Annotated in this window: 13 protein-coding genes; 4 read left to right on the top strand and 9 right to left on the bottom strand. The window is 62.8% G+C overall.

Features of this window, described 5'->3' with window-relative positions:
* Window positions 1–5 precede the first annotated feature (5 nt).
* The gene (locus OKA05_RS10005) at window positions 6–3,194 is read right to left on the bottom strand and encodes a choice-of-anchor D domain-containing protein (RefSeq protein WP_264486991.1); all 3,189 of its coding nucleotides are present in this window, start codon (window positions 3,192–3,194) and stop codon (window positions 6–8) included.
* Window positions 3,191–6,292: a choice-of-anchor D domain-containing protein gene (locus OKA05_RS10000; protein ID WP_264486990.1), complete on the bottom strand. Its 3,102-nt coding sequence runs from the start codon at window positions 6,290–6,292 to the stop codon at window positions 3,191–3,193. The genes OKA05_RS10005 and OKA05_RS10000 overlap by 4 nt, the downstream gene beginning before the upstream one ends.
* A gap of 585 nt (window positions 6,293–6,877) precedes the next feature.
* On the opposite strand from OKA05_RS10000, the gene OKA05_RS09995 reads away from it, so the two are divergent.
* On the top strand, window positions 6,878–12,280 hold the full coding sequence (locus OKA05_RS09995) for a fibronectin type III domain-containing protein (protein ID WP_264486989.1): 5,403 nt from the start codon (window positions 6,878–6,880) through the stop codon (window positions 12,278–12,280).
* 868 nt (window positions 12,281–13,148) lie between these two features.
* Here the strand turns inward: OKA05_RS09995 and OKA05_RS09990 are convergent.
* The 7 genes from OKA05_RS09990 to OKA05_RS09960 form a co-directional block, all read right to left on the bottom strand.
* Window positions 13,149–14,024, bottom strand: a complete 876-nt coding sequence (locus OKA05_RS09990; RefSeq protein WP_264486988.1) for a hypothetical protein — start codon at window positions 14,022–14,024, stop codon at window positions 13,149–13,151.
* 20 nt (window positions 14,025–14,044) lie between these two features.
* Window positions 14,045–15,124 carry a Gfo/Idh/MocA family protein gene (locus OKA05_RS09985; protein WP_264486987.1) on the bottom strand — a complete coding sequence of 360 codons (1,080 nt, stop codon included), beginning with the start codon at window positions 15,122–15,124 and terminating at the stop codon, window positions 14,045–14,047.
* Window positions 15,125–15,136: 12 nt separating this feature from the next.
* Window positions 15,137–15,601: a glycosyltransferase gene (locus OKA05_RS09980; protein WP_264486986.1), complete on the bottom strand. Its 465-nt coding sequence runs from the start codon at window positions 15,599–15,601 to the stop codon at window positions 15,137–15,139.
* Window positions 15,602–15,621: 20 nt separating this feature from the next.
* Window positions 15,622–16,080 carry a glycosyltransferase family protein gene (locus tag OKA05_RS09975; RefSeq protein ID WP_264486985.1) on the bottom strand — a complete coding sequence of 153 codons (459 nt, stop codon included), beginning with the start codon at window positions 16,078–16,080 and terminating at the stop codon, window positions 15,622–15,624.
* Between the two features lie 315 nt (window positions 16,081–16,395).
* Window positions 16,396–17,664, bottom strand: a complete 1,269-nt coding sequence (locus OKA05_RS09970; RefSeq protein ID WP_264486984.1) for a S1 family peptidase — start codon at window positions 17,662–17,664, stop codon at window positions 16,396–16,398.
* Between the two features lie 351 nt (window positions 17,665–18,015).
* On the bottom strand, window positions 18,016–19,116 hold the full coding sequence (locus OKA05_RS09965; RefSeq protein ID WP_264486983.1) for a lipid A deacylase LpxR family protein: 1,101 nt from the start codon (window positions 19,114–19,116) through the stop codon (window positions 18,016–18,018).
* A 273-nt stretch (window positions 19,117–19,389) separates the two neighbouring features.
* The gene (locus OKA05_RS09960; protein WP_264486982.1) at window positions 19,390–19,560 is read right to left on the bottom strand and encodes a DUF1328 domain-containing protein; all 171 of its coding nucleotides are present in this window, start codon (window positions 19,558–19,560) and stop codon (window positions 19,390–19,392) included.
* A gap of 229 nt (window positions 19,561–19,789) precedes the next feature.
* Here OKA05_RS09960 and OKA05_RS09955 point away from each other — a divergent pair, with 229 nt between their 5' ends.
* The 3 genes from OKA05_RS09955 to OKA05_RS09945 all read left to right on the top strand — a co-directional run bounded on the left by OKA05_RS09955 (window position 19,790) and on the right by OKA05_RS09945 (window position 23,567).
* Window positions 19,790–20,758, top strand: coding sequence for a 6-phosphofructokinase (locus tag OKA05_RS09955; RefSeq protein WP_264486981.1), 969 nt, complete (start codon window positions 19,790–19,792; stop codon window positions 20,756–20,758).
* Between the two features lie 80 nt (window positions 20,759–20,838).
* Window positions 20,839–22,098, top strand: a complete 1,260-nt coding sequence (locus OKA05_RS09950) for a hypothetical protein (protein ID WP_264486980.1) — start codon at window positions 20,839–20,841, stop codon at window positions 22,096–22,098.
* A 203-nt stretch (window positions 22,099–22,301) separates the two neighbouring features.
* The gene (locus OKA05_RS09945) at window positions 22,302–23,567 is read left to right on the top strand and encodes a hypothetical protein (RefSeq protein ID WP_264486979.1); all 1,266 of its coding nucleotides are present in this window, start codon (window positions 22,302–22,304) and stop codon (window positions 23,565–23,567) included.
* The last annotated feature ends 17 nt before the right edge of the window (window positions 23,568–23,584 follow it).

The following is a 23,584-nucleotide window of genomic DNA, read 5'->3' as shown; positions in this document are numbered from 1 at the left end:
GCAACTCAGCGGGGGGAGAAACGGAAGAAGCCCTTGGAGCCCGAAGGGGTGATATCGAGATCGAGACCGCCTTGGCCGCTGATAGAGACGGCGGGCGCTTGCACCGGGAAAAGATCGAAGTCCATCAGGTCCACCGATTTTTCCACCGGCAGCGTGATGGTGTAGCGCCCGGTGCCGCCATGAACCGTGATCACCGGGGTACCCTGGTTCATCGCTTCCACTTGGGTTTCACCGTAGAGGCCCACGGTATTGGCACCTGCCTGGAGGATCAGCAACAGCTCCTCATCATTCACCTGCCAGTCGAACCCGAGCGCCACCATCCCCAGCTCCGCCACATCATTGATGCCGTCGCCATCGGTATCGTCGGCGGATGAGAGCGCCTGGCCGGTGAGCGTGACGGTGAAGGTGTCGACGGCGGCATTGCTTTCGATTCTCAGCGTGGTGACGCGGGTGCCGGTGTTGCTGGCGGAGAAGGAGACATCGAACTGAAGGATTTGATCCACCTGCAAGGTCCAGGGTAGGGCGACCGTCTCGACCGAGAAGTCGTCGAGGTTGCCGCCTTCGATGGCGATTTCCGTGATGTCGAGCGGGGAGGTGCCGACGTTCCGGATGGTCACCGTTTCGGTGTGGCCCTGGCTATTTGCGGGAACGTTTCCGAATTGGATGCTCGCTTCGCCCGCGATCAAGCCGGTGCCGGGCGGCTGCTCGACCTGCATTTGCGGGGCGGGCGGATCGGGATCGAAGAGATAGACAGCTCCCCGTCCCGAGGTGTTCGCGTCGTGGAGCGGAGCCCCCGCGAGGACATTGGCACCATCGACCGCCACCGAGAATCCGAGATGCTCATTGGCCGGCTGGTTCTCCGACACCAGCCGGTCGGCCGGTGTTGGGAATGTGGCGGATGTGACTTCGTAGACATACAGGCATCCTCCGTCGGTGGCGGAGATGTCATCCTCGGGTGCGCCTACTGCGATGCGGGTGCCGGAGATCGCCACCGCGGAACCGAAGAACTCTTCGTTTTCCGAATCGGGGTGGAGCAGCGTGGCGACCGGCGAGCCGGGATTTGTCGCGGTGAGATCGTAGAGGTAAGCGGCGCCGGCGTCGGTGGCACCGGCATCATCCGCAGGGCAGCCGACCACGATCCTGTCGCCGGAAATGGCCACCGAGTAGCCGAATTCGTCTTCCAACGCAGGAGAAGGGTTGTCCCAGGTCCGGACCGGCATGGTGGATGACGCGGAGCCGGCGCTGACGTCGTAAACATAGACGCTGCCGGCATCCACGACCCCGGCGTCATTTTGGTTGGCTCCCACCACCACCTTGGTGCCGGAGATCGCCACCGAGTATCCGAAGGCGTCCTCCGCTGCCGGGGCGGGATTGTCCAAGGTCAGGATGGGCATCGTGGGCGAGCCCGAGGTGAGGTCATAGATGAAAACGCTGCCTGCATGGACAAAGCCTGCGACCTCGTTTCTGGCGCACCCAACCACGATGAGGTTGCCTGAAATGGCCACGGCGTTTCCGAACTGATCCTGGCTGTTAGGCAAAGGATTGACCAATGTCCGGATCAGGGCCCCAGGCGAGGGCGAGGTCGTGTCGAAGACGTAGACTGTTCCGGTGTTCGTGCCGGCGGTGTCATCCTGATAGGCGGAGACGACCACCTTGGTGCCGGCCGAGGCGACCGCCGTGCCGAAGTAGTCGTTGGTCGTGGGGCTGGGATTGTCGATGACCAGCCACGGCTGCTCCGGAAAGGTCGCGCCGAGATCGAAGAGGCTCACGCTGCCCGCGTTGCTCGCGACCTTGTCGTCCTTCTGGCAGCCAACCACCGCGAGGTTGCCATTGAGCGCGACGGAAAAGCCGAATTCCTCATGGGAGGAAGGGCTCGGGTTGTTGAAAGTGAGCAGCACCGCCGAGGGCGTGCCGGTGCCAAGATCGACCACGTAGGCGGTGCCGACATCCGCGGAAATGCCGGTGTTGTCATCGGGCGCCGTGACCAGCAGGCGACTGCCGAAAAGCGAAACCGCCTGGCCGAGTTCGTCGCCACTTGAAGTCCCCGCGGGTTGCAGGGTAAGCACGGGAGTGGTGGTGCCCGAGTTGAGATCGTAAACACAGGCCACGCCCGCGTCCTCACCGCCTTGGTCGTCCAGCGCGACGCCGACCACCACTCGTGCGCCGGCGATCGTCACGGAGCTGCCGAAGTTGTCATTGAGAGCCGACGTCGGGTTGGCCAGCGTGTGCACGGGGACCACCGGGGTGTCGGAGACCAGATCGTAAATGTAGGCCGCACCGGTATTGGCAAAGCCGTTGTCGAACAGCGGGGAGGTCACCGCGACCTTCGTTCCGCTGATGGCCACGGCGTGGCCGAAAGAGTCATTGGTCGAGGGCGTGGCATCCGCGAGCGATAGCAACGGCTGGCTCGGCGTGCCCAAGCTGAGATCGAAGACGTGGACCCGGCAGGTATCTCCGGTGGTGGATTCCTGGAGCGCACTTGCGACGACCTTGGTGCCATCGATCGCGACCGCGTGGCCGAAGTTGATGGTGGCATTCGGGTTCTCGATCTGGACGACCGGCGTGGTTGGCGAGCCAGTCGAGAGGTCGTACGTATAGACCCGGCCGGCATCGCTGCTGCCCGCGCCGGCCTTGGGGGCGCCAACTACCACGCGGTTGCCGAATATCGCGACCGACCAGCCGAAGCTGTCGTTCTCCGCGGGCGATGGATTGGAAAGGACGAAGGCCGGGACCGAGGGAGTTGATGAGGCCAGGTTGTAAACGTAGACGACGCCAGCGTCATTCTCGGCCGCATTGTCATTCGGAACTCCGACCACGACCAACGAGCCGGAGACCGCCACCGACCAGCCGAAGTAGCTGTCCTTGAAGGGAGCGGGGTTTTCCAAGCGCTGCAGCAGCGCACCGCTCGTGGCATCGTGCACCCAGACCACGCCGTTGTCTTCGCCGCCGATATTGTCGAAGGGAGCGCCAAGGACCGCCAAGGTATTGCCAAGCGCCGCGCTGGTACCCATGCGGGTCTCGATCTGGCGGCCCGTGGAGTTGGATTGGAAAATCCTAGCCTGCGAATAAGGAATCGCCGCGGCCCCTGCCGGCAGGCATCCCGAAGCGATCGCCAGCGACAGTGCCAGCAATTCCCGCTGCCGCTGGAAGAGGCGGAGCAGAGGTGCTAGGGACGGGATCGGGAGGGGGCTCATGGCGATTCGGGTTCCAATTTGTAAAACGCCGGTCCACCGGGGTCGCTGAACTCGAATTCGACCTCACCCGCGGGATTCACCGTGGTGCCCTGGGGGGTGAAAGGAAGCGATTGATAGCCTCCCGCGCTCAACTCCTTGTCGAGTGCCAGCGAGAGACGGAATCCCGATCCGGATTGGGAGATCGATGGCTTGCGGACACGGATCGAGCCGATGTCATTCGGCGGATGGAAGCCGGCGGCATGGACGCTGGATTGAAAGATCGCCACGAGTCCAGGATCCGGGAGTTGCCAGCGGAAGCCCAGCGACTCCATGCGGAGTTCGGCGACATCGTTCAAGCCGTCGCCGTCCGTGTCGTTCTCCGCGGAAAGGGCGAAGCCTTTGAGCTGGATTTCGAAGGGGTTTTCGTCGGCGTCGCCATTGGCGATCCGCAGTGTGGTGGTGCGGAGGCCGGCTGCGGTGGGATTGAGCACGACGGTGAAGGTGGTGTCGTCCTCGGCCGGGACATTGGAGGTCATTCCTTGGGTCACCACTTGGAAATCCCCGGCATTGCCTTCGAAGGTCGTGATGTCCGTAATGGCGAGGCCGGTGATGCCCGTGTTCAGGATCGTGAAGATTGTGCTTCCGCTACCGCCCGCGCCCATCGCCACCGCGCCGAAGTCGGCTTCATCGCCGCTGGTCAATTCGCTGCCGCCGTGTTCCACCGCGATTTCCGGTGCGGAGGGACCGAAGATGTAGGCGGCACCCTTGTCGTTGGCGGTCTTGTTGTCCGAAGGCGTGCCGATCACCATGATCACGCCGTCCACGGCTACCGCCGAACCGAACAGGTCGCCTGATGATGCGCTGCTCTTGGCATTGGTCGCCGAGGGGGTGCCAGGCACTGGCAGGGAGAGATTGAAGGAATAGACCCGGCCGGCATCCGTCGGGGTCTCCTTCAAGGCGGCTCCGACCACGACCCGGATGCCCGAAATGGCGACAGCGTTGCCGAAGCGATCGTTGGCCGCCTGCGTCGGGGCAAGCAGCGAGATTTCCGGCGTCGCCGGGGAGGCGAGGAGGAAGACATGGACGGCACCCGCATTGGATGCACCGGCATCATCGTCCGGTGCGCTGACCACGACGCGCTCGGTGGAAATCGCGACCGAGCTACCGAACTTGTCGTCGGCCGCGGCGGTTGGATTGTCGAGCGATAGCGAGGGACCCGTGGGCGCGCCGATGGAGAGATCGAAGACGTAGGCCTTGCCGCTGTCCGCGCCGGTCGTGTCATTGCCGGGGGCTCCCACGGCTGCACGATTTCCCCAGATGGAGACCGCCTCGCCGAATCGATCGCCAGCGGCCGGGCCCGGGTTGGTCAGGATGTGCGAGGGAACCGTCGGGGTGAAACCTGCCAGATTGAAAACGTAGGCCCGTCCGGAGTCCACGCCATCGCCGTCGTCGGCTGCGACGCCGACGATCAGGAGGTTGCCGGAGAGGGCCACGGACTTGCCGAATCCATCTCCCGCTGACGGTTCCGGATTTGGCACCACCAGTTGCGGAATGGCCGGGTCTGGCGATGAGGCGTTGAAGATGTAGACGCAGCCGGCGTTGAGGGCACCGGTGTCTTCGCCGGGGGCTCCTGCGGCGAACCGCGTTCCCGATATCGCGACTGCTGCGCCGAAGGCGTCGTCGGCGGCCGGGAAGGGATTTTCAATGGTGGCCAGCGGGGTTTTAGGGTCGGAAGACGCCAGGTCGAACAACCGGATGCGCCCCGCTTTCGCGGCACCGGATTCGCTCTCCGGTGCGCCGACCACCACGAGGTCGCCAGAAAGCGCCACCGCTGCTCCGAAGTGGTCGGCGGAATTCGTCACCGGGCTATTCAAGGACAGGGTGGGCACCAGCGGGGTTCCCGATCCGAGGTCGAAGAGATAACTGCTGCCGGATTCGTCGTCGCCGGTGTCGTCGCGGAAGGCACCAATGAGCACGGTATTGCCGGCGACCGCGACGGCATTGCCAAAGAAGTCGGCGGTCTCCGGCGTGACCTTCTTCAGCAAGTGGGTGGGCGTGCCGCTCGCCAGATCGTAGACGTGGCAAACACCGGCATCCTCCACCGTGAGATCCTTGCGGTATTCTCCGACCACGAGCCGGTTTCCGTTCAGCGACACCGAGGTGCCGAAGTAGCCTTGCTCCTGCGCCGAAGGACTGGTCAGCACCAGCGTTGGGGTGGCGGGTGCGGTCAGGTCGAATATGGCAACCTTGCCGGCATTCGTCGCACCGGCATCGGCCCCTTCGACACCGATGGCCACCTTGGAGCCGGAGACGGAAAGCGTGTTCCCGAAGCAATCGTTCTGGGCGCCGGCGGGCAGGGTCAGCGTGGCTACCGGAAGTTCCGGCGAGGAGGCCTGGAGATTGAAGACGTAGGCGGCACCGGCATTGCTCGCGACGGTGTCGTCTCCATAGGCTGCGACGACGATGCGCGAGTCGTAAACGCCGACGGCGACGCCGAAGCTGTCGTTGTCCTCCGGGCTCGGGTTCGCCAGTTGGAGGATCGGAACCGCGGGCGTCGTCGAGCTGAGGTCGTAAACAAAGGCGCTGCCGGCGTTTTCCGCGCCGTCATCATCGAGCCACACACCCACCACCACGATATTGCCGTGAATCGCGACCGAGTGGCCGAACAAGTCGTCCGCGGCCGGATCGGGGTGAGTGAGGGTCAGCAGCGGAACCGATGGTGAAGGGGAGGCGAGGTCGAAGATGTGCACTTGTCCGGCGCGCGCCTCACCGCCGACCGGAAGGTCCGAGCCGACCACGACGTGGTCGCCGGAGATGGCCACCGCTTGGCCGAAGTAACCGAAGGGAGTGCTAGTCGGGCTCTTGAATTCATGGCGCAGCAGGCCGGTCGCCACCTCATGGATCCGCACGGCACCGCAATCCGGGGCGGTGATCTCATCGCGGTCGAACATCGGCGCGCCTACCACGGCGAGGCCGCCATCAAGCGCGACACAGGCCCCTTGCCCGCAGTTTTTCTGGGGCGCCGTCTTTGGCGCATAGAGCGAGTGGCGGAGCGTGTTCGGCACTTGGGCCGGGGCAATATCCACTGTCCCGGACATCCACAAGAGGACGCAGGCCATTCCAAACGCGGGAATGAGGGGGGAAGGCGAGAACATGGGGGGACTCGGAATCGCTTTAGGTGAAAGCGCGGGGAAGCATCAATCACGCCAGAAGCGAGAGGCCGTTCGTTCGGGAGTTTCTGTAGGGTGAAGCTCGCGGAAGATCGCCAGGGGGTGTCGTCATTTCCGTGGGGGGCGGGGGGGATGCTGATCCGGAGTGTTATCCGGGTTCGGGGGATCGTGGGGGAGGGCGTGCGGGGATCGCATGGCACTGTCCGTGCTTGGATCGGTTCGCTCGGACGCCGGTCCTTACAAAAAAAGGGGCAATCGTAACCAGCCTTTTTTCGATCTTAACGAAATCGTAATGAAACTGCCGTGTAATCTGACTTATTCGACACTTTTGTCGGCCGTTAGTTTGATGGGAATCCTACGCGATCACGTAGCATGAAACGGAACAAATGCCTTGCTTGATCAGGCTTTCTAAAAAATACTAAGCACGTGCATTTCCCCCCAATGACACAACTGCGGAGCTTGCGTTTGCTAGCGTCTTTCCTCCTCTGGAGCGGAGCCGCCGCGGATGCTGCTAGCCCCGGGTTGGACACTCCGGTGCCTGTGGCACCTTATTTCAACGGCGTCTTTCCTTCCAGTGCACCCGGTGATCCGTCCGGCTGGGCAGTGGTGAATGCGTTCCCGAACCTGACGTTCACGGATCCATTGATGCTCCAGGAGATTCCTGGGCAGAACCAGTTCCTGGTGGTCTGCAAGAACGGCGAGATCTGGCGCTTTCCGAAAAGCTCCGCGACCACCATCGGCCAGCGCACGAAGGTGCTAGATCTCATCGCGGCGACCCAGACGTCCGAGGATCAGGGCTTTTACAGCCTCGCCTTCCATCCCAATTTCGGCCAAGCGGGTCAGACTGGTGAAAACTACGTCTATGTCTGCTACAGTCGCAAGGGTGTGATGGGCACGAGCAACCCGGACGCCAGCTACTGGACGCTCTCGCGTTTCACCTGGGTGCCGGCTTCAGGGACCATCAATCCGGCTTCCGAGCTGATCATGATGTCCCAGTTCGACCCGCACCGCTTCCACCAAGGCGGGGCCTTGTTCTTCGGCAACGAGGGCTATCTCCATGTCAGCGTGGGAGACGGTGGTGCGAGCGCGGATACTTTCAACAATGCCCAGAAGCTCAACATGGGCTTCTTCGCCGGCATCCTGCGGATCGACGTGGATTACTACCCGGGGAAGCCGGATTCCCATGCGATCATCAGGCAGCCGCAGGATGATCCCAACTGGAGCTACCTTGGCAATTCGCAGGCGCGTCCCTCGGGATGGCCCGCCAGCTATTCGCAAGGCTACGGTATTCCCAATGACAACCCGTGGCTGAGTCCCGGCGGTAGTGCCCTCGAGGAATTCTATGCCGTTGGCCTGCGCAGTCCGCACGCTGCTCACTATGACCCGCCGACCGGTGAGATCTGGGTCGGCGATGTCGGCCAGACGAGCTGGGAGGAAATCAGCCGCGTGGTGAAGGGCAGCAACTGCCAGTGGTCCTACAAGGAGGGTCCACAGCAAAGTGGTTTCCGTACCGACCCGAACGTTCTGGCCGATGTTGAAACCGCTCCGACCTATAGCTACCCTCACGCCAACGGCAACAACTGCATCATCGGCGGCATGCGCTATCGCGGCACGCGCTGGCCGGCCCTGACTGGCAAGGTGCTGTTCGGCGACAATGGTAGCGGCAAGATGTGGAGTATGACCCTGTCCTCGGGCGGGGGCTCGCCAATCGTGACGGAGATGCTCACGGCCTTCGGAACCGCCAAGCAGGGTCTTGCGAATATCTGCGCCGACAGTGACGGGGAGGTTTACATGATGGACCTCGCCGGCGTAAACAACCCGGGCGGGCGTATCATGAAGCTGGCGGACCCGGTCGTGTCCGCGGAGCCGCCGCTTCTGCTCTCTACGACGGGGGTCTTCGCGGATCTTGTCACGCTGACTCCCGCGGCCGGCGTGATTCCGTATGACGTACCGAATGCCCTGTGGTCGGACGGAGCGCACAAGCGGCGCTGGATCATCGCGCCCAATGACGGCTCCTTCAACACCGTGGCTGAAGACATCACCTTCAGCGCCAAGGGCAGCTGGGTATTCCCCTCGGGGACGGTGTTCGTGAAGCACTTCGAAGTGCCGGTCGATGCGAACAATCCATCCGTCGTGAAGCGCCTGGAGACGCGCTTCCTGATTTGTACGGCAGGCGGTGGAAAATACGGGCTCACGTACAAATGGAACGCGGGCGGCACCGACGCCGAGTTGATGACGGCCGGTCTGAATGAGACCTACGATTACAACACCGGCAGTGGCACCGAGCAGAAGACGTGGAGCTATCCCTCGCGCGGAGATTGCCTGGTCTGCCACAACGATGTCTCCGGGCAAGCGCTCGGCGTGCGCACCGCGCACCTGAGTTCCGATGCTTTTTATCCATCCACCGGGCGGATGGCGAACCAACTGGCAACCTTCAACTCGCTCGGGATGTTCAATGTCACGCTGACTGCGTCGCAGATCGAGGACTACATTGAGGCGCGTCCGTTGGAGGACGCCACCGCGCCATTGGAGCACCGGGTGCGCTCGTATCTAGATACGAACTGCTCGCATTGCCATCAGCCGGGGGCGCAGGGAGAGGGCTTCGATGCGAGATTGGCCACTTCGCTGGTCGAGCAGAATCTGATCAACGGCATCCCCACCCGCTACGAGGAACTCGGGGCGGCGGGACGCTACATCAAGCCGGGCGACCCATCCTTGTCCGCGGTGAATGTTCGTGTTGGGGCGGTGGGGGATGGCAATGCGATGCCACCGCTGGCGAAGAACATCGCCCACGCCGAAGGCGTGGCGGCCTTGCAGACGTATGTGCAGGGGCTAACCGCGGCGGAGTTTGAGCCAACGCTGGGCCCTGGCCCTCAGGCGCGTTACGTCAGGCTCAAGTCGATCACCGGGCGGCGTCGCTATGCCGCCGTGGCGGAGTTCTCGATCCTGGATCAGAACGGCGAGAGAATTCCGGCAAACCAAATCACCGGAGTGACCTATCTCCGTGAGGACGGTAGCGGCGGATTGGTGCCGGGAACGTCGGCGGATGGGTGTTTGCCCGCCGAGGCGGCGGATGGCAATGACGGTGCCTCTAACAATTTCTGGCAGTCGGTCAATCCGGGCGGCAATACCGCCCCGAATCACCCGCATTACCTGGTCTTCGATCTTGGCGCGGATCGTGAGATCGGGGGATACAAATACTTCCCCCGCCTCACCTCCGAGGACGGGCGCATTTTCCAGTATCTGGTGGAATATAGTACCAATGGTACCACCTGGAGCACCATGGATTCCGGGACCTGGCCAAATTCAGCCTCTGCCCAAGAATACAATCCCGGCTACAACAAGCGGCCTGCGCGCGTGCAGGTTGCCGGACCTTCCCCCTCAGTCATGGGGCCGTTCGATGTGACGATCGCCTTCGACATGGAGGTTGAGAATTTCACGGCGGCCGACATCCAGGTGACTGGAGGCACGGTGCAGAAGTTCCGCGGCTCGGATTACTACTATGTCGCTCGTATTTCGCCGACGACCCAATCTGGCTCCGTTCAGGTTTCGGTTCCGTTGAATGCCGCGGACCCGGTCTTCAAGACCGGAAAGGGGAGGCTGGGCAAAGGCAGCCGCGCGAGCGCGCCGTTCTCGGTGGTGGTCGTGCCGGATACCGAGTTGCCGGACTCACCGACGAATCTGGCGGCTGATCCCACTGAGAAGTCGGTGGCCCTGACGTGGACTGCAGGCAGTGACAATGTCGCCGTCACCGGCTATCGGGTGTATCGTGGCAACGGTCCGGAGCCTATCGCCACGGTGACCGGCACGAGCTACAACGACACCGGCCTCGATCCCGATACGTCGTATTTGTACTGGGTGAAGACTGTGGATGGAGCGGGCAATCTTTCCACCGGGTCCCAGATCACGGTGTCCACCGATCCGGACGAGCTGCCGCCTTCGATGCCGGGATCGCTGGCTGCCAATCCAATCACCGAGACCACTGTCACGCTCACTTGGACCGCTTCCACTGACAACGTGGCCGTGGATGGATACCGGATCATGCGAGGATCCACCTTGCTTGGCACCGTAGAGGGCCTGTCGTTCCTCGACACGGGCCTCAGCGACGGGGCTTCCTACACCTACAAGGTGATCGCGATCGACACCTCGGGGAACGAGACCGAGGCGACGATTCCGGTGACGACCGTCACGGATACGGTGGCTCCGCAGGCTCCGGGAAATCTGGCGGCGGTGGAGCATGTCACTTCGATCGACCTCACTTGGTCGGTTCCTTACGATTTGATCGGTGTCACCGGCTATCGGATCTATCGTAATGGTTCGGTGGATCCCATCGCCACCGTGACGGGAACGGGCTTCAACGATACCGGCTTGAATCCTGAGACGGCCTATTCCTATCAGGTCCGGGCCTTTGATGCCCGCACCAATCTCTCGGCCGCGGCGACGATCAATGTTTCCACCGAACCGGACGAGGACCCGCCTGAGGCACCGGGATCGCTGACTGCCAATCCGATCACCGAGACCACCGTCATGCTCACGTGGACGGCTTCGACTGACAACGTGGCCGTTGACGGATACCGGATCGAGCGAGACTCAATCTTGCTAGGCACCGTGGAGGGCCTGTCGTTCCTAGACACGGGCCTCAGCGACGGGGCTTCCTACACCTACAAGGTGATCGCGATCGACACCTCGGGGAACGAGACCGAGGCGACGATTCCGGTGACGACCGTCACCGATACGGTTGCTCCGGAAGCTCCCGAGAATCTTGCCGCCCAGGAGCACGTTACTTCGATTCAGCTCACTTGGACGGTTCCCTACGACAAGATCGGGGTGACCAGCTATCGCGTCTATCGCGATGGTGGACCGGATCCGATCGCGACGGTGACGGGCACGACTTACACCGACACCGGCTTGAATCAGGATACGGCCTATACCTATCAGGTCCGGGCTTTGGATGCTCGCCTCAACATTTCGCCTGCCGCTTCCATTTCCGCCAGCACTGAGCCCGACCAGGATGCGCCGAGCATGCCGGGTAACCTGGAGGGCACTCCGTCCATGGATGCGATCCAACTGTCCTGGGATGCGTCGACCGATGGAGAAGATGGCAGCGGAGTGGACCGCTACCGGATCAGCCGGAATGGGGATATTGTGGGCACGGTGACGGGCCTGACCTTCACCGACACCGGTCTGGAGAGCGGTATCGAGTACGACTATCAGGTGGTGGCTATCGACGAGGCCGGGAACGTGTCTCCTGCCGCGACACTTTCGATTGAAACCACTTCCGACAGCCAGCCTCCCTCGCCTCCGACCGAACTGGAGGCGGATCCTGACTATGCCGCGGTGAATCTTTCATGGACGGCGCCACCCGACCTCGATGTGGTAGGCTACGAGATCTATCGTAGCGGGGTCGTGACCCCCATCGCCACCGTGACCACGCTGAGCCACACCGTCAGCGAGCTGGCGAGCAACACCTCTTTCACCTTTGAGGTGAAGGCGAAGGATGCAGCGGGCCTTCTCTCGGCGGCGGCTTCCGTCACCGTGGATACGCTGGGCTTCGACGACTGGCTGGAGGAACATGACCTAGACGGGCAACTGAGCGGGGACTCCGACGGTGGCAGCTTGGACAACTTCGCGGAGTTCCGCCTTGGAATGGACCCGGCAGACCCAGCCGATGACCTGACATTCCGCCTGGAACCGACGCTGGTCACCTCGGGGCTGGAGATCGTCTTCCCGGAACTCAAGCCGGTGGGTCACTATTATCTCCACGCGAGCAGCAATCTGGCTGAAATCACCGCGGTCGAGAGTCGCATCGTGAGCTTGAGCCCGGAAGACATCGAAGCCTTGTCTCCCGAGCAACGGGATCACTACGTGGTGGAGATTCCGGCCACGGGAGATCGCAAGTTCGTGGTGCTGATCTTCGAGCCGACTCCGGAGGAGTAGGGCTTGAGGTTTTGTTGGTCCGGCTCGCATGGGGCCGGGCCGGTGGTAGAGCGGAGGTCCGGGTCCTGTCTTTCTGGTGCCAATGGTGCGAGGGCATTGGCGCATCGCAGAAGAGAAGGCCTGCCTTTGTGGATCCAACTTTGGCAAGGCGGGCCGGCCCGAAGGGATTCCTGTGTTGCTCTGCGACACCCTGCAGGTGCCACGGAATCCGCGGGCTGAAGCCCGCGGCTACCTTCCTTGACCGCTACGCGGTCGGCTTGGAGGAGCCTCGGGTAGTTTCCGGCGGCATGGGTGCCGTCGATTTGTGGATAAATGTCAGGTCGATGGACGGGGTTTTGAGCGTGCCTGGTTGGAAGCGGTGAGATCGTGAGAGGCAAGGGCCGGCAGGAGGATCAGCTTTCGATGGCAAAGGGTTTGGGGGGAGAGGTGCCGGCATGCTGAGGGTGCGGGCTCGACCCGTATCGCGACCTTTCAGGCCGCCTCTTCTGCTGGGCCGTAGACCCAGGGCGACGCTTCGCTTGCCCTGGGCTGAGGGATCGCGCGCCGTTGGCGCAGGGGACTTGTGCGGCGATGTGCTGGGGAATGGTGCGGTGTGGCGCTGGGGAGGATGGTCGTCGGATGATTTCGGCCGCGAGGTGGTGGTGGGCTGGCCAAGTGCTTCGGCCGCACTCGGAGAGTGCGGACTACTTTGGGCTTGGGATTGTGCGGCGTTGTGCTGGGAATCGTGCTGCGTGGTGCCGGAGGAATGTCGTGAAGGCATGGGTCTCCGTCCTTCACCCGATCTAACAGGCTCTTCCGCCGCAAAGAAAAACACGACCCCGGTTGTCCGAGGTCGTGTTGTTGTTGGGAAGAGGCTGGTCCGTCCGGCTTAGACGGCCGCGGGGACGGGGAAGTATTTGTCCACCAGTTCGCGGGTGCTGCGGATGTTGCGGCGGCTGGAGGCACCGAAGACGATCGACTTGAGGTTCGGCAGTTGCGAGACCCATTCGATCGCTTCATCGGGCTTGAGGGCACCGGAGGCGAAGACGGACATGGCGATGGCGCGCACGTTGCGGTCGCGCATGGTCTCGACGTATTTGTCGAAGCCGCCGCACATGCGGAAGCCGATCTTGTTGATGTTCGAGCAGATGATCGGGTTCTCGATGCCGACGCTTTCGAGTGCGTCGAGCAGCATCGGCATGTTCATGGTGATGAAGCCGGCTTCCGCGTTGTATTTGGCGCGGACGTGATCGTGGAAGATCTTGAAGGCATCGTAGAAGCCCATGCCGAGCAGCAGGTCGACCACGACGTTCTGGAGGAAGATGACCGGCGTGGAGAGGTCCTTGAACATCTTCATCTCCATGTCGATGAGGATGGTGGCGAGGCCTTCGACGTCCTTCTTCGCGACCGCCATGCCGCCCTTGAGCGCGGTCTTGAACAGGCCGTCGTCGGGGAGGAATTGGTTAAGCGCGCCCAGCATGCCGTGCTCGGTGACGGCGTTGTTGTATTTGTGGGCGTAGGGCATGCAGGGGTAGAACTGGAAGCCCTCGTACTTCGCCGGGTTGGCGCGGACGTGGTCGCAGATCTCCGAGATGCGTTCGTGCGTGGTGCACATGAAGGTCTTCACGCCTTCCTCATAGGCGGCGTCGAGAACGTCGATGATGGCGGAGTTGTTCTGGAACTGCATTTGCTGCGCCCGCGCCTTCTCCTCCGACATGTGGTTGACGCCGAAGAACTGATTGTCGCCGAAAAGTAGATTGTCCATGGGGTGGGGGAGGGGAGGGGTTACTTGCGGCTGAACCAGCCTTTTTTGGTGGCAGCGACGACGGGAGTGGCGCGCGAATTGGAGGGCGAGCGGTCCTTGTCAGCGATGATCATGGCGATCGTCTTGTCGGTCGCGGCGGCCTCGCGGAAGGTGTTGTTCGTGTTCACCCGCTTCTGGATGATGGCTTTGACGAAGTCGTCGATCTGCGCGGAGTACTCTTCGCCGCGGAGGTAGAAGTCCACTTCCTTGGTGAGGTCGGTGGTGTAGCGCACGTTCCAGCCTTTGGTGTATTCGGGCAGAGCCTCAACCGGCTCGCGCAGGTAGAGCTGGCACTCCTGGCGGTCCGCATAGAGGCGGCCATTGGTGCCGGTCATGGTGATGCGCGTGGACATCTTGCGCTGGGACTCATCGCTCCAGTTCACCGAGAGGTGAGCGCTCATGCCGGACGGGTAGAGCAAAGTACTATAAACCTCGTCGTCGGTGTCGGCGGAGAAGATGCTGTTCAGCACGGTGCCGGAAACACCGGACGGCTCGCCGAAGTACCAGTTCACGAGGTTGATGGCGTGAGCGGCGTAGTCGTAGAGGCAGCCGCCGCCTTCAGCGCGCTGGGTGCGCCAGGTGGAACCCTTCGGACGAAGGACGACCGGACCGTAGGCTTCGGCAAGCACGTGGGTGATCTCGCCGAGTGCGCCGCTGTCGATGATGCGCTTCACTTCCTGGAAGGCTCCGACGTAGCGGTAGTGGTAGCCCACCTGGCTCACGAGGCCCTTCTCTTCCGCGAGCTTGGTCAGCTCCTCGGAGTCCTTCCAATCGAGACAGAAGGGCTTTTCGCAGAAGACGTGCAGGCCTTTTTCCAAGGCCTTGCGCACCATGCCGGCGTGCATCTTCGACGGCGTGACGATCATCACGGCATCGAGCGGCTCCTTTTCGAGCAGATCGTCGAAGTCCTTGTATGCGTTCACCTTGGTGTACTTCACCAGGCCATCGATGAGAAAGCCCGTGGCATCGCAGACGGTGACGTTGGTATCCGGGTGGGCATTGACGATGGAAAAATGGGACAGGCCCATTTTCCCCAAGCCGACTACTCCTAGTTTGATCATAAGGGGGGGGTATTAGAGGGAATCGAGAACGTATTGGCGGATCTTTTTCAGGAACTCGGGATTGGCGGCTGCTCCCCATTTTCCGGAAGTGTCACGGGCGGTGGCAAAGGCGAGTTCGATGGACGGCGCGAGGTCGGCATCGGTGTTAGCAACATGGATGCCGGGCTTGTCGCGAAGCCACGCGGCGGTGGCGAGCTGGTGATCGGTGGTGTGCTCGCCCTGCTCCATGATGCGCGGCAGCAGCACAATCGGCTTGGAGTACTGGTCCGCCATGATGACGGAGCCCATGCCCGCGTGGGCGACGATCAGCTCCGACTCCTGCACGGTGCGGGCGAAGTCGAGCTGGTCGAGCTTGCGCGTCCACTTCATGTGCTTCGGCTCGTACGTGCCGTTGCCGATCTGGGCGAAGACATCGTCGCGGCCTTGCGCTGCTGTCCACTCGTCCATGACGCGGATCAGGCGGTCGAAAGGAAACATCGAACCTACGGTTACGAAAATCACAGTACTGCCCCCCAGTGTTGTGGACCGTCCGGTCCGCTCAGATGAGGCCACTGGGTGAGCCACAGGTCGGCGATCTTGCCGGCCTTGGCACCCGAGGCCGAGAGCTTCTCGGCATTGGCGATGCTATCGATCCAGATGGTCTTGGCACCGAAGATGTACTTGGCCAGCACGAGGGCGATCAGGGCGGGCAGCGAGCCGGTGGTGATGACGACCTTGGGACGCTCCTTGAAAAGAATCCGCAGCAACTGGCTGACGACGACCAGGATCCCGAAGCGGTCACGCCGCGAGACGTCGCGGATTGTGTAGTAGTTGTGGCCGGGGACGTCCGCCGCCAGCGATGGGTCGAGGCTGACGTAAAAGACATCCATGCCATCGAGTGCGGGCATGATGCGGCGCAACTGGACCCAGTGGCCGCCGCCGGAGGCGATGGCCATTACACGTTTTCGTCGGTTCATCGGGGTCTTGCAGGGTGAGGGTGAAGGGCAAGGACCACGATCCGTCAGCAGACTCAGGATCGGGGAGGGGAGAGCGGAAGCAGACAGTACCGCCGCGTCAAGGGATGCAACCATGCGCCTCCAGTCATTCCGACTAGGAGGCCGACCGGGGAAAGGCGGCGTGGTGTGGCTGGTTGCATCTCGGCAGGGGGGGAGTGCCTTGACCATCGGGAAGATCGGAAGATCGCCCGTGGCGGCGGGAGACTACGCAAATTCCGTTAGGGGTCAATTCCCGAATCGTAACTGCGCCCCTACGCGATCGCGTAACTCGCTCACTCAGCGCATTTCGTTGACCGCGCTCTCGTAGGCCTTGTCGATCTCCTGGCGGGTCTTGATCTCCTGCTGCGCGGTCTCGCGGTGGAACCACGTGTAGCCCTCGCTCTTGAACTCCGCCATCTGGCCGCGCGAGCGATGCCGGGCACCATCGAAAATGGCGCGCAGCCGCTTCTTGCGATCGCTCTCACTGAAGCGCTGGCCGCCCTGTTGCTGGACGATCCACGCTTGGAGCGAGGCGATGTCGCGGGCCAGTGGATTTTCCCGCTGCTGTTGGAAAATCGCGTCCTTCCACTTGTCCGGCTGCATGGCGGCAAGCATGAGCTCGGACTGCTCCTGAATCACGAGGATGGCTTTGCCCTCCTTGAGGAAGGCCTCCACCGGCACCTGCTTCCATTGCCAGGTGCGGTCGAGTCGGCAGCCGAAGCGCCGCACATCGGCGAAGCGGGTGCCTTTCGCCCACAGGTCCTTCCGCTCCGTGGAAAGGTGGGTCACCACGCCGAGCGCCTGGTGGGTGTCGCCATGGAGGATCGGGCCGCCGCTGTTGCCCTGGATCACCTCGGCATCGATCTCGATGGATTCCGGCCCCACGCCCATGATCTTGCCCTCTTCAAAGCCGACCGTGCCGCCGCCGCCGGCATTGCCGGAGGCGAGCACCGGCGTGCCGACCTTCGAGACCCCGGAAGCCGCGCCGATCTCCAGCACCTTGGGGACCGGCTCGTTGACCGGCAGGCGGATCAGGTCGGCTCCTTCGGCGGCTTCCAGCGCGCCGAATTTCCGCACCACGGTGCCGTCGCGGAGTTTCACCTTGAGCCGGGTGTTTCCCGAAAGCACGTGGGCCGCGGAGTAGAGATAGGTCGTTTCGCCATCGCGGCAAAAGAAGCCGGTGCCGGTTCCCCGGTCGCCCTCGATCACTGCGATCGCCTCCGCCACCTCGGTGTCCACGGGCTTGGCGAGCGAGGGCTTTGGCGTGTCTTCCGCGGCCGCCGGGGCACCGAAGCCGAAAAGCTCCGTCCACACGGTCGGGCAATCGTCGGCAGCCAGCGTGGCTTCGCCCTTCTCGTGGTGGAAGGTCACCGAGGTCTCGGTCACTGCGGTCACGATCACCTCGTTGAAGACTTTGCCGCCCTGCGACCTGATGCTGGAGAAATTCATCCCCGTCGCGTGTTGGCGCACCAGGGCGCGAAGCCGGGCAAGTTCGGCCGCGTCGTCCGCGGCGAGGGGCAGCGAGAGGCTGATCAGCGCGAGGCCGATGCGGAGGGGGTGAGTCATGCCCCCAAGGATGCACGGGGGCTTGCGCGGGACAATTCAGAATCTCATGGTGGATGGTGGATGGTGGATGGCGGATGGCGGATGGCGGAGGGCGGAGGGCGGAGGGCGGATGAGCGGGCGCAGGGGCGCAGGGGCGCAGGGGCGGGGCTTGGTCGGTCTGTCGAAACGGGGCGGCTCCGAGGCGCCCGCTGGGAGCGCGGGGCGCTGCCCCGCCGAAGCGAGGACGATGGCGGACTTGGCGATGCGGGCTTAGACCGGCAGCGGGTCGGTGGGGACCATTCGGCGGGCCAGCGGCCCGCGCTCCCAGCGGGCTGCGCTCCGGCGGACCGTGTTCCCAGCGGGCGGGCCAATTCAGAATCTCAGTCGCACGGCAACCGAGCCGAAGTCCGCCACGCCGTCGCGCTGCTGTTCATACTCCTGCGAGCGCCAGGTGTGGACGTAGCTCAATTCCGCCTGCCGGTAGCGCAGGCCGCCGCCGCAGAAGACCTCTGCGACCCAGGGCTTGCGGGTGCTTCCGGTCTCAAAGGAGTGGAACATCGGCCCGTCCAGCGTGGCGTCGTAGGCGACCGCCCGGCCGGTGGCACCGAACAGCACATACACCGACCAATGGCCGGGATACGGATCGTCGGAGTCGAAGTAGAGATTCGAGTAGGCCAGTTCGGACAGCCGCGGATCGGAAAAGTCGGGCGGCAGGTGGTAGCCGGCGCGGAAGAATCCACCGACGTGTGCGGCAGTCCGGAAGGTGCCGAGCCGGCCGCCCCACTCGGTGAGGCCGTCCATGCGGATGAGCCCGTGGTCGCGCTTCAACAGGTCGGAGCGGCGCTTTTGCACAAAGCTCAGGTCGGCGGTGAATTCATTCGGGATCTGAGAATCCCAGCCGTTGAACTTGTCGATGCCGCGGATGCTGTGGACGAAGTCCTGGGTGTTCTCCGCCAAGGAATTCGAGCCGATGGTACCGAACAGGAGCTCCACCGAGTTCAGCACCGAGTCGTCCTTCGCGTGCAGCGAGAATCCGAGCGCCGACCAGCCGGCGTAGCGGCGTTCGCCGGGCGGCTGGACGTACGGCGCAGCCCGCTCCGGGGTGAACATCAGTTGGGTCAGCGAGAAGCCGTAGTTGTACTGGATGTCCGCCGGATCCTCGAAGCCGGTGGCCTTCTGGAAGATCCCGAAGCTGTCGGCGTCGCCGGACAGCCGCCGCAGCATCCGCTGGACCGAGCCGAGGTCCTTCATGTCGCGGTTCGAGGAAATCCACGAGAGCCGGGAGCCATTCGTGTAGTCGCGGTCGGTGTTCGCGAAGAGGTCGTTGTCCAGGTAGAAGGTCAGATACCCTTCGCCCCAGTCGGGAAGAGGGCTGTCGCGGTCGGCCCGGGCGCTGCCGGCGGAGAAAAGAGCAACCAGCGCAGCCAGCGCGACGACGCGGCTCGCGCAGAGGGACCGGGTTTTCCACTTCATCGTAAAAAAAGTTGGGGCGGGCACCCCTCCCCGAGCGCCCGCCCCGCTACAGCGTTAACTGCAGCAAATCTTTCGTGTTGGCTTACCAGTTGGAGCAGCCGGTTTTGCCGACAGTGGCCTCCACTAACTACCAACGTCGTGAACTGTCTTTTCTGCTGGAATTTTCTTTCTGAGTGCCGTCATGGAGAGGTCGGGAATTCCACCCAAAGCTCTCATGATCATACGTTTGTTCTTCATCGGCGGCCTCGAAATAATTTTTCGTTCCGGTGGAGATTAGTGGGTCTTCCCTCGAACCCCGCCCTTCAGGAACGACACCACCAGCAACACCAGGAAAAGGATGAAAAGGATCTGGGCGATCTGCGAGGAAGCACCTGCGATGCCCGTGAAGCCGAGCAGACCCGCGACTAGAGCGAGGATCAGAAAGGTGATGGTCCAGTGAAGCATGGTGTTCCGAAGTAGTTGTGACCATTTCGCAGGATTCCGGCCAAGCTGCCTATTCGTTGCAATAGATTGATATTCAGCGGAAAATTCCCAACGTGCGGCCGGAAACCCATCCAACCCAGGATGCAAGCTGCGCCCGTTTCGTCTCCTCGAAGTGCAAGCTGCAAGGTCCGCCGGGCACAACCCGTGCTTGCCACCCCGCGGGCGGTCCCTTTCCCTCCGCCCGCACCCCATGACCGAAGGCTTAGCGATTCTCACTTCCGGCGGCGATTCGGCCGGCATGAACCCCGCCGTCAAATGTGCCGCCGACTATGCCGCGATGCGCGGCTACAAGCCGTGGCTCATCTACAACGGCCTGCGCGGACTCATCGACGACAAGATCGTCGAATCCACGCCCCAGCTTCTCTCCGGGATCCTCCATCGCGGTGGGACGTTCCTGCGTTCGTCCCGCTCGCAGCGTTTCTTCGATATCGAGTTCCGCCGCCAGGCCTTTGAAAACCTCCAGCGGCGTGGCATTTCCAAGCTCATCGTGATCGGCGGCGACGGTTCGTTCCGCGCGCTCAACCAGTTCTACACCGACTTCGGCGTTCCCTTCGCCGGGATTCCGGCCACCATCGACAATGACATCGCGGGCACCGACTACTGCCTCGGCGTGGATACGGCGCTGAACATGATCCGCCAGTCGGTGGACTCGATCCGCGATACCGCCACCTCGTTCTCGCGCGCCTTCGTCATCGAGGTGATGGGCCGCCACTGCGGGTATCTCGCCATGGTCAGCGCGCTGGCCTGCGGCGCGGAGCTGTGCCTGACGACGGAGATCCCTTACGACCTCGAAAAGATCGGCGCCAAGCTGAAGCACGAGATCAAGCACGAGGGCCGCGACCACATCATCGCGATCGTGGCGGAAGGGACCAAGATGGCCGAATACACCACGCGCTACATCAATGACGCGATCGGCATGGAGGCCCGGCTGACCGTGCTCGGCCACGTCCAGCGCGGCGGCTCGCCGACGGTTCACGACCGGATCATGGCCTACAAGTTCGCCATCGCTGCGGTGGACTCGCTCCATGCGGGCCAGACCAATGCGATCATGGTCTATCGCGATGGAACCTTCGGCAACCTGCCGATTCACACGGTGGTGGATTCGAAATACCAGATCGATCCCTCGATCCTGAGGCTCTGCGCGCCACTGTGCGCGTAAAATCAAACGCGCTCCAAGAAGCAACCGGGTGGCACGTTCCTGATGGTGAACGGCGGAAGTAATCCGCCGAACCCATCATCATGAACGCCGAATCTCCCATCCAGTTTGAAGCGGGCAAGAAGACACGCCGGTTTGCCTGGGGTGCCTTTTCCATCTCCGTTTTGGTCCACGGGATCTTCGTCCTGCTGGCGATCTTTTATTTCTACACGTGGATCAAGCAGCCTCCGCCGGAGGTGACCAATCCCGGTGGCGGCGGCGGCGGCAACAAGGGGGCTTCCGCTACCAGGATCCAGACGCGGGCGCATGCCGTGGCTCCGGCGATGACGCCCGGCAAGGTTACTGTAGCGGGCGTGATCTCCGATGTAGTGCTGCCTGATTCGACCATCGAGATGATGGACGTGGGCATGCCATCATCGGTGATGGCCAGCTCGGGCGAAGGCGGCGGCTCCAATGGCGGCAAGGGCCTCGGGATTGGCAGCGGCGTTGGAAGCAGCACGGGTATGGGATCCGGCCCGGGAGTCGGGAACGGCTTCATGGATACCACGCCTTTCGGCAGCCGCGAGGAGGTCGCCGGTGCGATGCCCGGCCGCTTCTACGACTTCAAGCAAACCCGCCAGGGCAAGGCCGTGGAAGACTATGTGGTCACCCGCTACGAGGACTTCGGCAGCCGTGTGACCAAGATCCATGACGGGAACTTCCGGCCGACCGCCTTCCGGAAGTTCTTCGAGGCGCCCGACATCCTCCACCTCACCCAGATCGCCATCCCACTCTCGGACGCCGGCTCCGCACCGAAGTTTTTCAATGTGGCGGACAAGGTGAAGCCGTCCGGCTGGCTCATCCACTACCGCGGCGAGGTCGTCTGCAACCGCGACGTCAATTTCCGCTTCGTAGGCACCGGCGACGACTACCTCGGGGTCTTCGTGAAAGGCCGCTGCAAACTGGTCGCAGCATGGCCCGGTGTGCGTCCGCACGTAATTGGAAAGTGGGAACCCGCGGAGCCGATCAGCACCTCCGCGCCCACGCCCTTGCCGGGTGGTCCGCTCACGTCCGGCGACTGGATCCGGGCGAAAAAAGGCGAGAAGCTCGAACTCGATATCGGCATCGGCGAGTGCCCCGGCGGCAAGGTGGGCTTTGTGCTGATGATCGAGGAAAAGGATGTCGAATACCGCACCACTTCCAACGGCCAGAAAGTCCTCCCGCTATTCACCACCGAGTCGATCACCGACACGGTCCGCGAGCGGGTGGTGGCGGATTTTCCGAACTGGGAATTCGAGTGGGACAAGGTGCCGGTGTTCCCGGTTTCGAAGGACAACAAGATCGGAGCGGACTTCTTCAAATGAGCCACGGCTTGCGTTCCTGCAGAATGACGTCCGCCGGGCTCACGAGCCTGGTGGGAGCCGCGTCGATCCCGGCGGCTTCGATTTGAAGCATCGAATCGATTTCCATCGCCGAGAACTTTGAGATTTGGGGTCACCCGGCCCAAGAAAGCGGCGGGTGGTGCGTTTCAGATGATGAACGGCGGAGGTAGTTCCGCCATGCCATCATGATCACCGACGAATCCTCCATCGAGTTCCAGTCAGGCAAGAAACCGCGCCGGATTGGCTGGGGCGCTTTTTCCATTTCCGTGCTGGTGCACGCCATCTTCATCTTGCTGGCGATCTTCTACTTTTTCACGTGGATCGAGACTCCGAAGGAGAAGGTACCCGATTTCGTGCCGGGGGGTGGGGGCGGAGGAAACAAGGGGACGACTGCCTCCAAGATCCAGACGAGGGCCCGTGCCATGGCGCCGGCGACGGCGAGGAAGATCGTTTCCCAAAGCACCACCGCCACCTTCTCGCTGCCGGACTCGAGTGAGCAGGTCATGGACTCGGGCTTGCCCTCGACGATGATGGCCAGCTCGGGCGAAGGCGGTGGAGCCGGCGGCGGCAAGGGCGGCGGGATCGGGACCGGCGTGGGGACCGGCACCGGTCCGGGCTCCGGCCCGGGAGTGGGGAGAGGCTTCATCGATACCTCGCCCTTCGGCAGCAAGCAGGAAGTGGCGGGCGCGCTGCCGGGACGCTTCTACGACTTCAAGCAGACCCGCCAGGGGAAGACGGTGGAGGATTACGATACCGCAAACCGCGAGCACTTCACGGAGCGGGTGAATGACATCCAGAAATCGGATTTCCGACCGAGTGCCTTCAAGAAGTTCTTCGAGGCTCCCGATCCGCTCTACCTGAGCCAGATCGCCAGCTCGCTGACCGATGCCGGGTCCGCGCCGAAGTACTTCAACGTGGCGGACAAGGTGAAGCCCTCCGGCTGGCTCATCCACTACCACGGCAACGTGGTCTCGGACCGCGACATCACCGTCCGCTTCCTCGGGGTGGGGGATGATTACATCAGCGTCTTCGTCAAAGGGAAGCCGCGCATGATCAATGGCTGGCCCGACATTCGCGAAACCGTGATGGGGCGCTGGAAGCCGGATGAACCGGTCGAATCTTCCGGAGGAACCCCGCTGACGGGCTGCCCGCTGGTCACCGGCGATTGGGTCAAGTTCCGCAAAGGGGAAAAGGTCGAACTCGACATCGCCATCGGCGAACGGCCGGGCGGCAAGGTGGGTTTCGTGCTGATGGTGGAAGAAAAAGGCGTCGAGTATCGCACCATGTCCAACGGTGCGAAGGTGCTGCCCTTGTTCACCACCGAGCCGATCAGCGAACAGGCTCGCACGCGTATCACGAAGGAATTCCCACACTGGGAATTCGAGTGGGAGAAGGTGCCGGTGTTCCCGAGTTCGAAGGACGAGAAGATGGGCACGGATATCTTTCGTTAGAGCGTCGTTCCCGGGAC

Source organism: Luteolibacter arcticus (assembly GCF_025950235.1).
Taxonomy (GTDB): domain Bacteria; phylum Verrucomicrobiota; class Verrucomicrobiia; order Verrucomicrobiales; family Akkermansiaceae; genus Haloferula; species Haloferula arctica.
The sequence above is the reverse complement of the archived record's forward strand: the minus strand, read 5'-3'. Positions and strand labels throughout refer to the sequence as shown.

Excerpts from the sequence above, each read along its gene's own strand:
- OKA05_RS10005 (WP_264486991.1), bottom strand. The coding sequence starts at position 3,194 with ATGAGCCCCCTCCCGATCCCGTCCCTAGCACCTCTGCTCCGCCTCTTC.
- OKA05_RS10000 (WP_264486990.1), bottom strand. The coding sequence starts at position 6,292 with ATGGCCTGCGTCCTCTTGTGGATGTCCGGGACAGTGGATATTGCCCCG.
- OKA05_RS09990 (WP_264486988.1), bottom strand. The coding sequence starts at position 14,024 with ATGGACAATCTACTTTTCGGCGACAATCAGTTCTTCGGCGTCAACCAC.
- OKA05_RS09985 (WP_264486987.1), bottom strand. The coding sequence starts at position 15,124 with ATGATCAAACTAGGAGTAGTCGGCTTGGGGAAAATGGGCCTGTCCCAT.
- OKA05_RS09980 (WP_264486986.1), bottom strand. The coding sequence starts at position 15,601 with ATGTTTCCTTTCGACCGCCTGATCCGCGTCATGGACGAGTGGACAGCA.
- OKA05_RS09975 (WP_264486985.1), bottom strand. The coding sequence starts at position 16,080 with ATGAACCGACGAAAACGTGTAATGGCCATCGCCTCCGGCGGCGGCCAC.
- OKA05_RS09970 (WP_264486984.1), bottom strand. The coding sequence starts at position 17,664 with ATGACTCACCCCCTCCGCATCGGCCTCGCGCTGATCAGCCTCTCGCTG.
- OKA05_RS09965 (WP_264486983.1), bottom strand. The coding sequence starts at position 19,116 with ATGAAGTGGAAAACCCGGTCCCTCTGCGCGAGCCGCGTCGTCGCGCTG.
- OKA05_RS09960 (WP_264486982.1), bottom strand. The coding sequence starts at position 19,560 with ATGCTTCACTGGACCATCACCTTTCTGATCCTCGCTCTAGTCGCGGGT.
- OKA05_RS09955 (WP_264486981.1), top strand. The coding sequence starts at position 19,790 with ATGACCGAAGGCTTAGCGATTCTCACTTCCGGCGGCGATTCGGCCGGC.
- OKA05_RS09950 (WP_264486980.1), top strand. The coding sequence starts at position 20,839 with ATGAACGCCGAATCTCCCATCCAGTTTGAAGCGGGCAAGAAGACACGC.
- OKA05_RS09945 (WP_264486979.1), top strand. The coding sequence starts at position 22,302 with ATGATCACCGACGAATCCTCCATCGAGTTCCAGTCAGGCAAGAAACCG.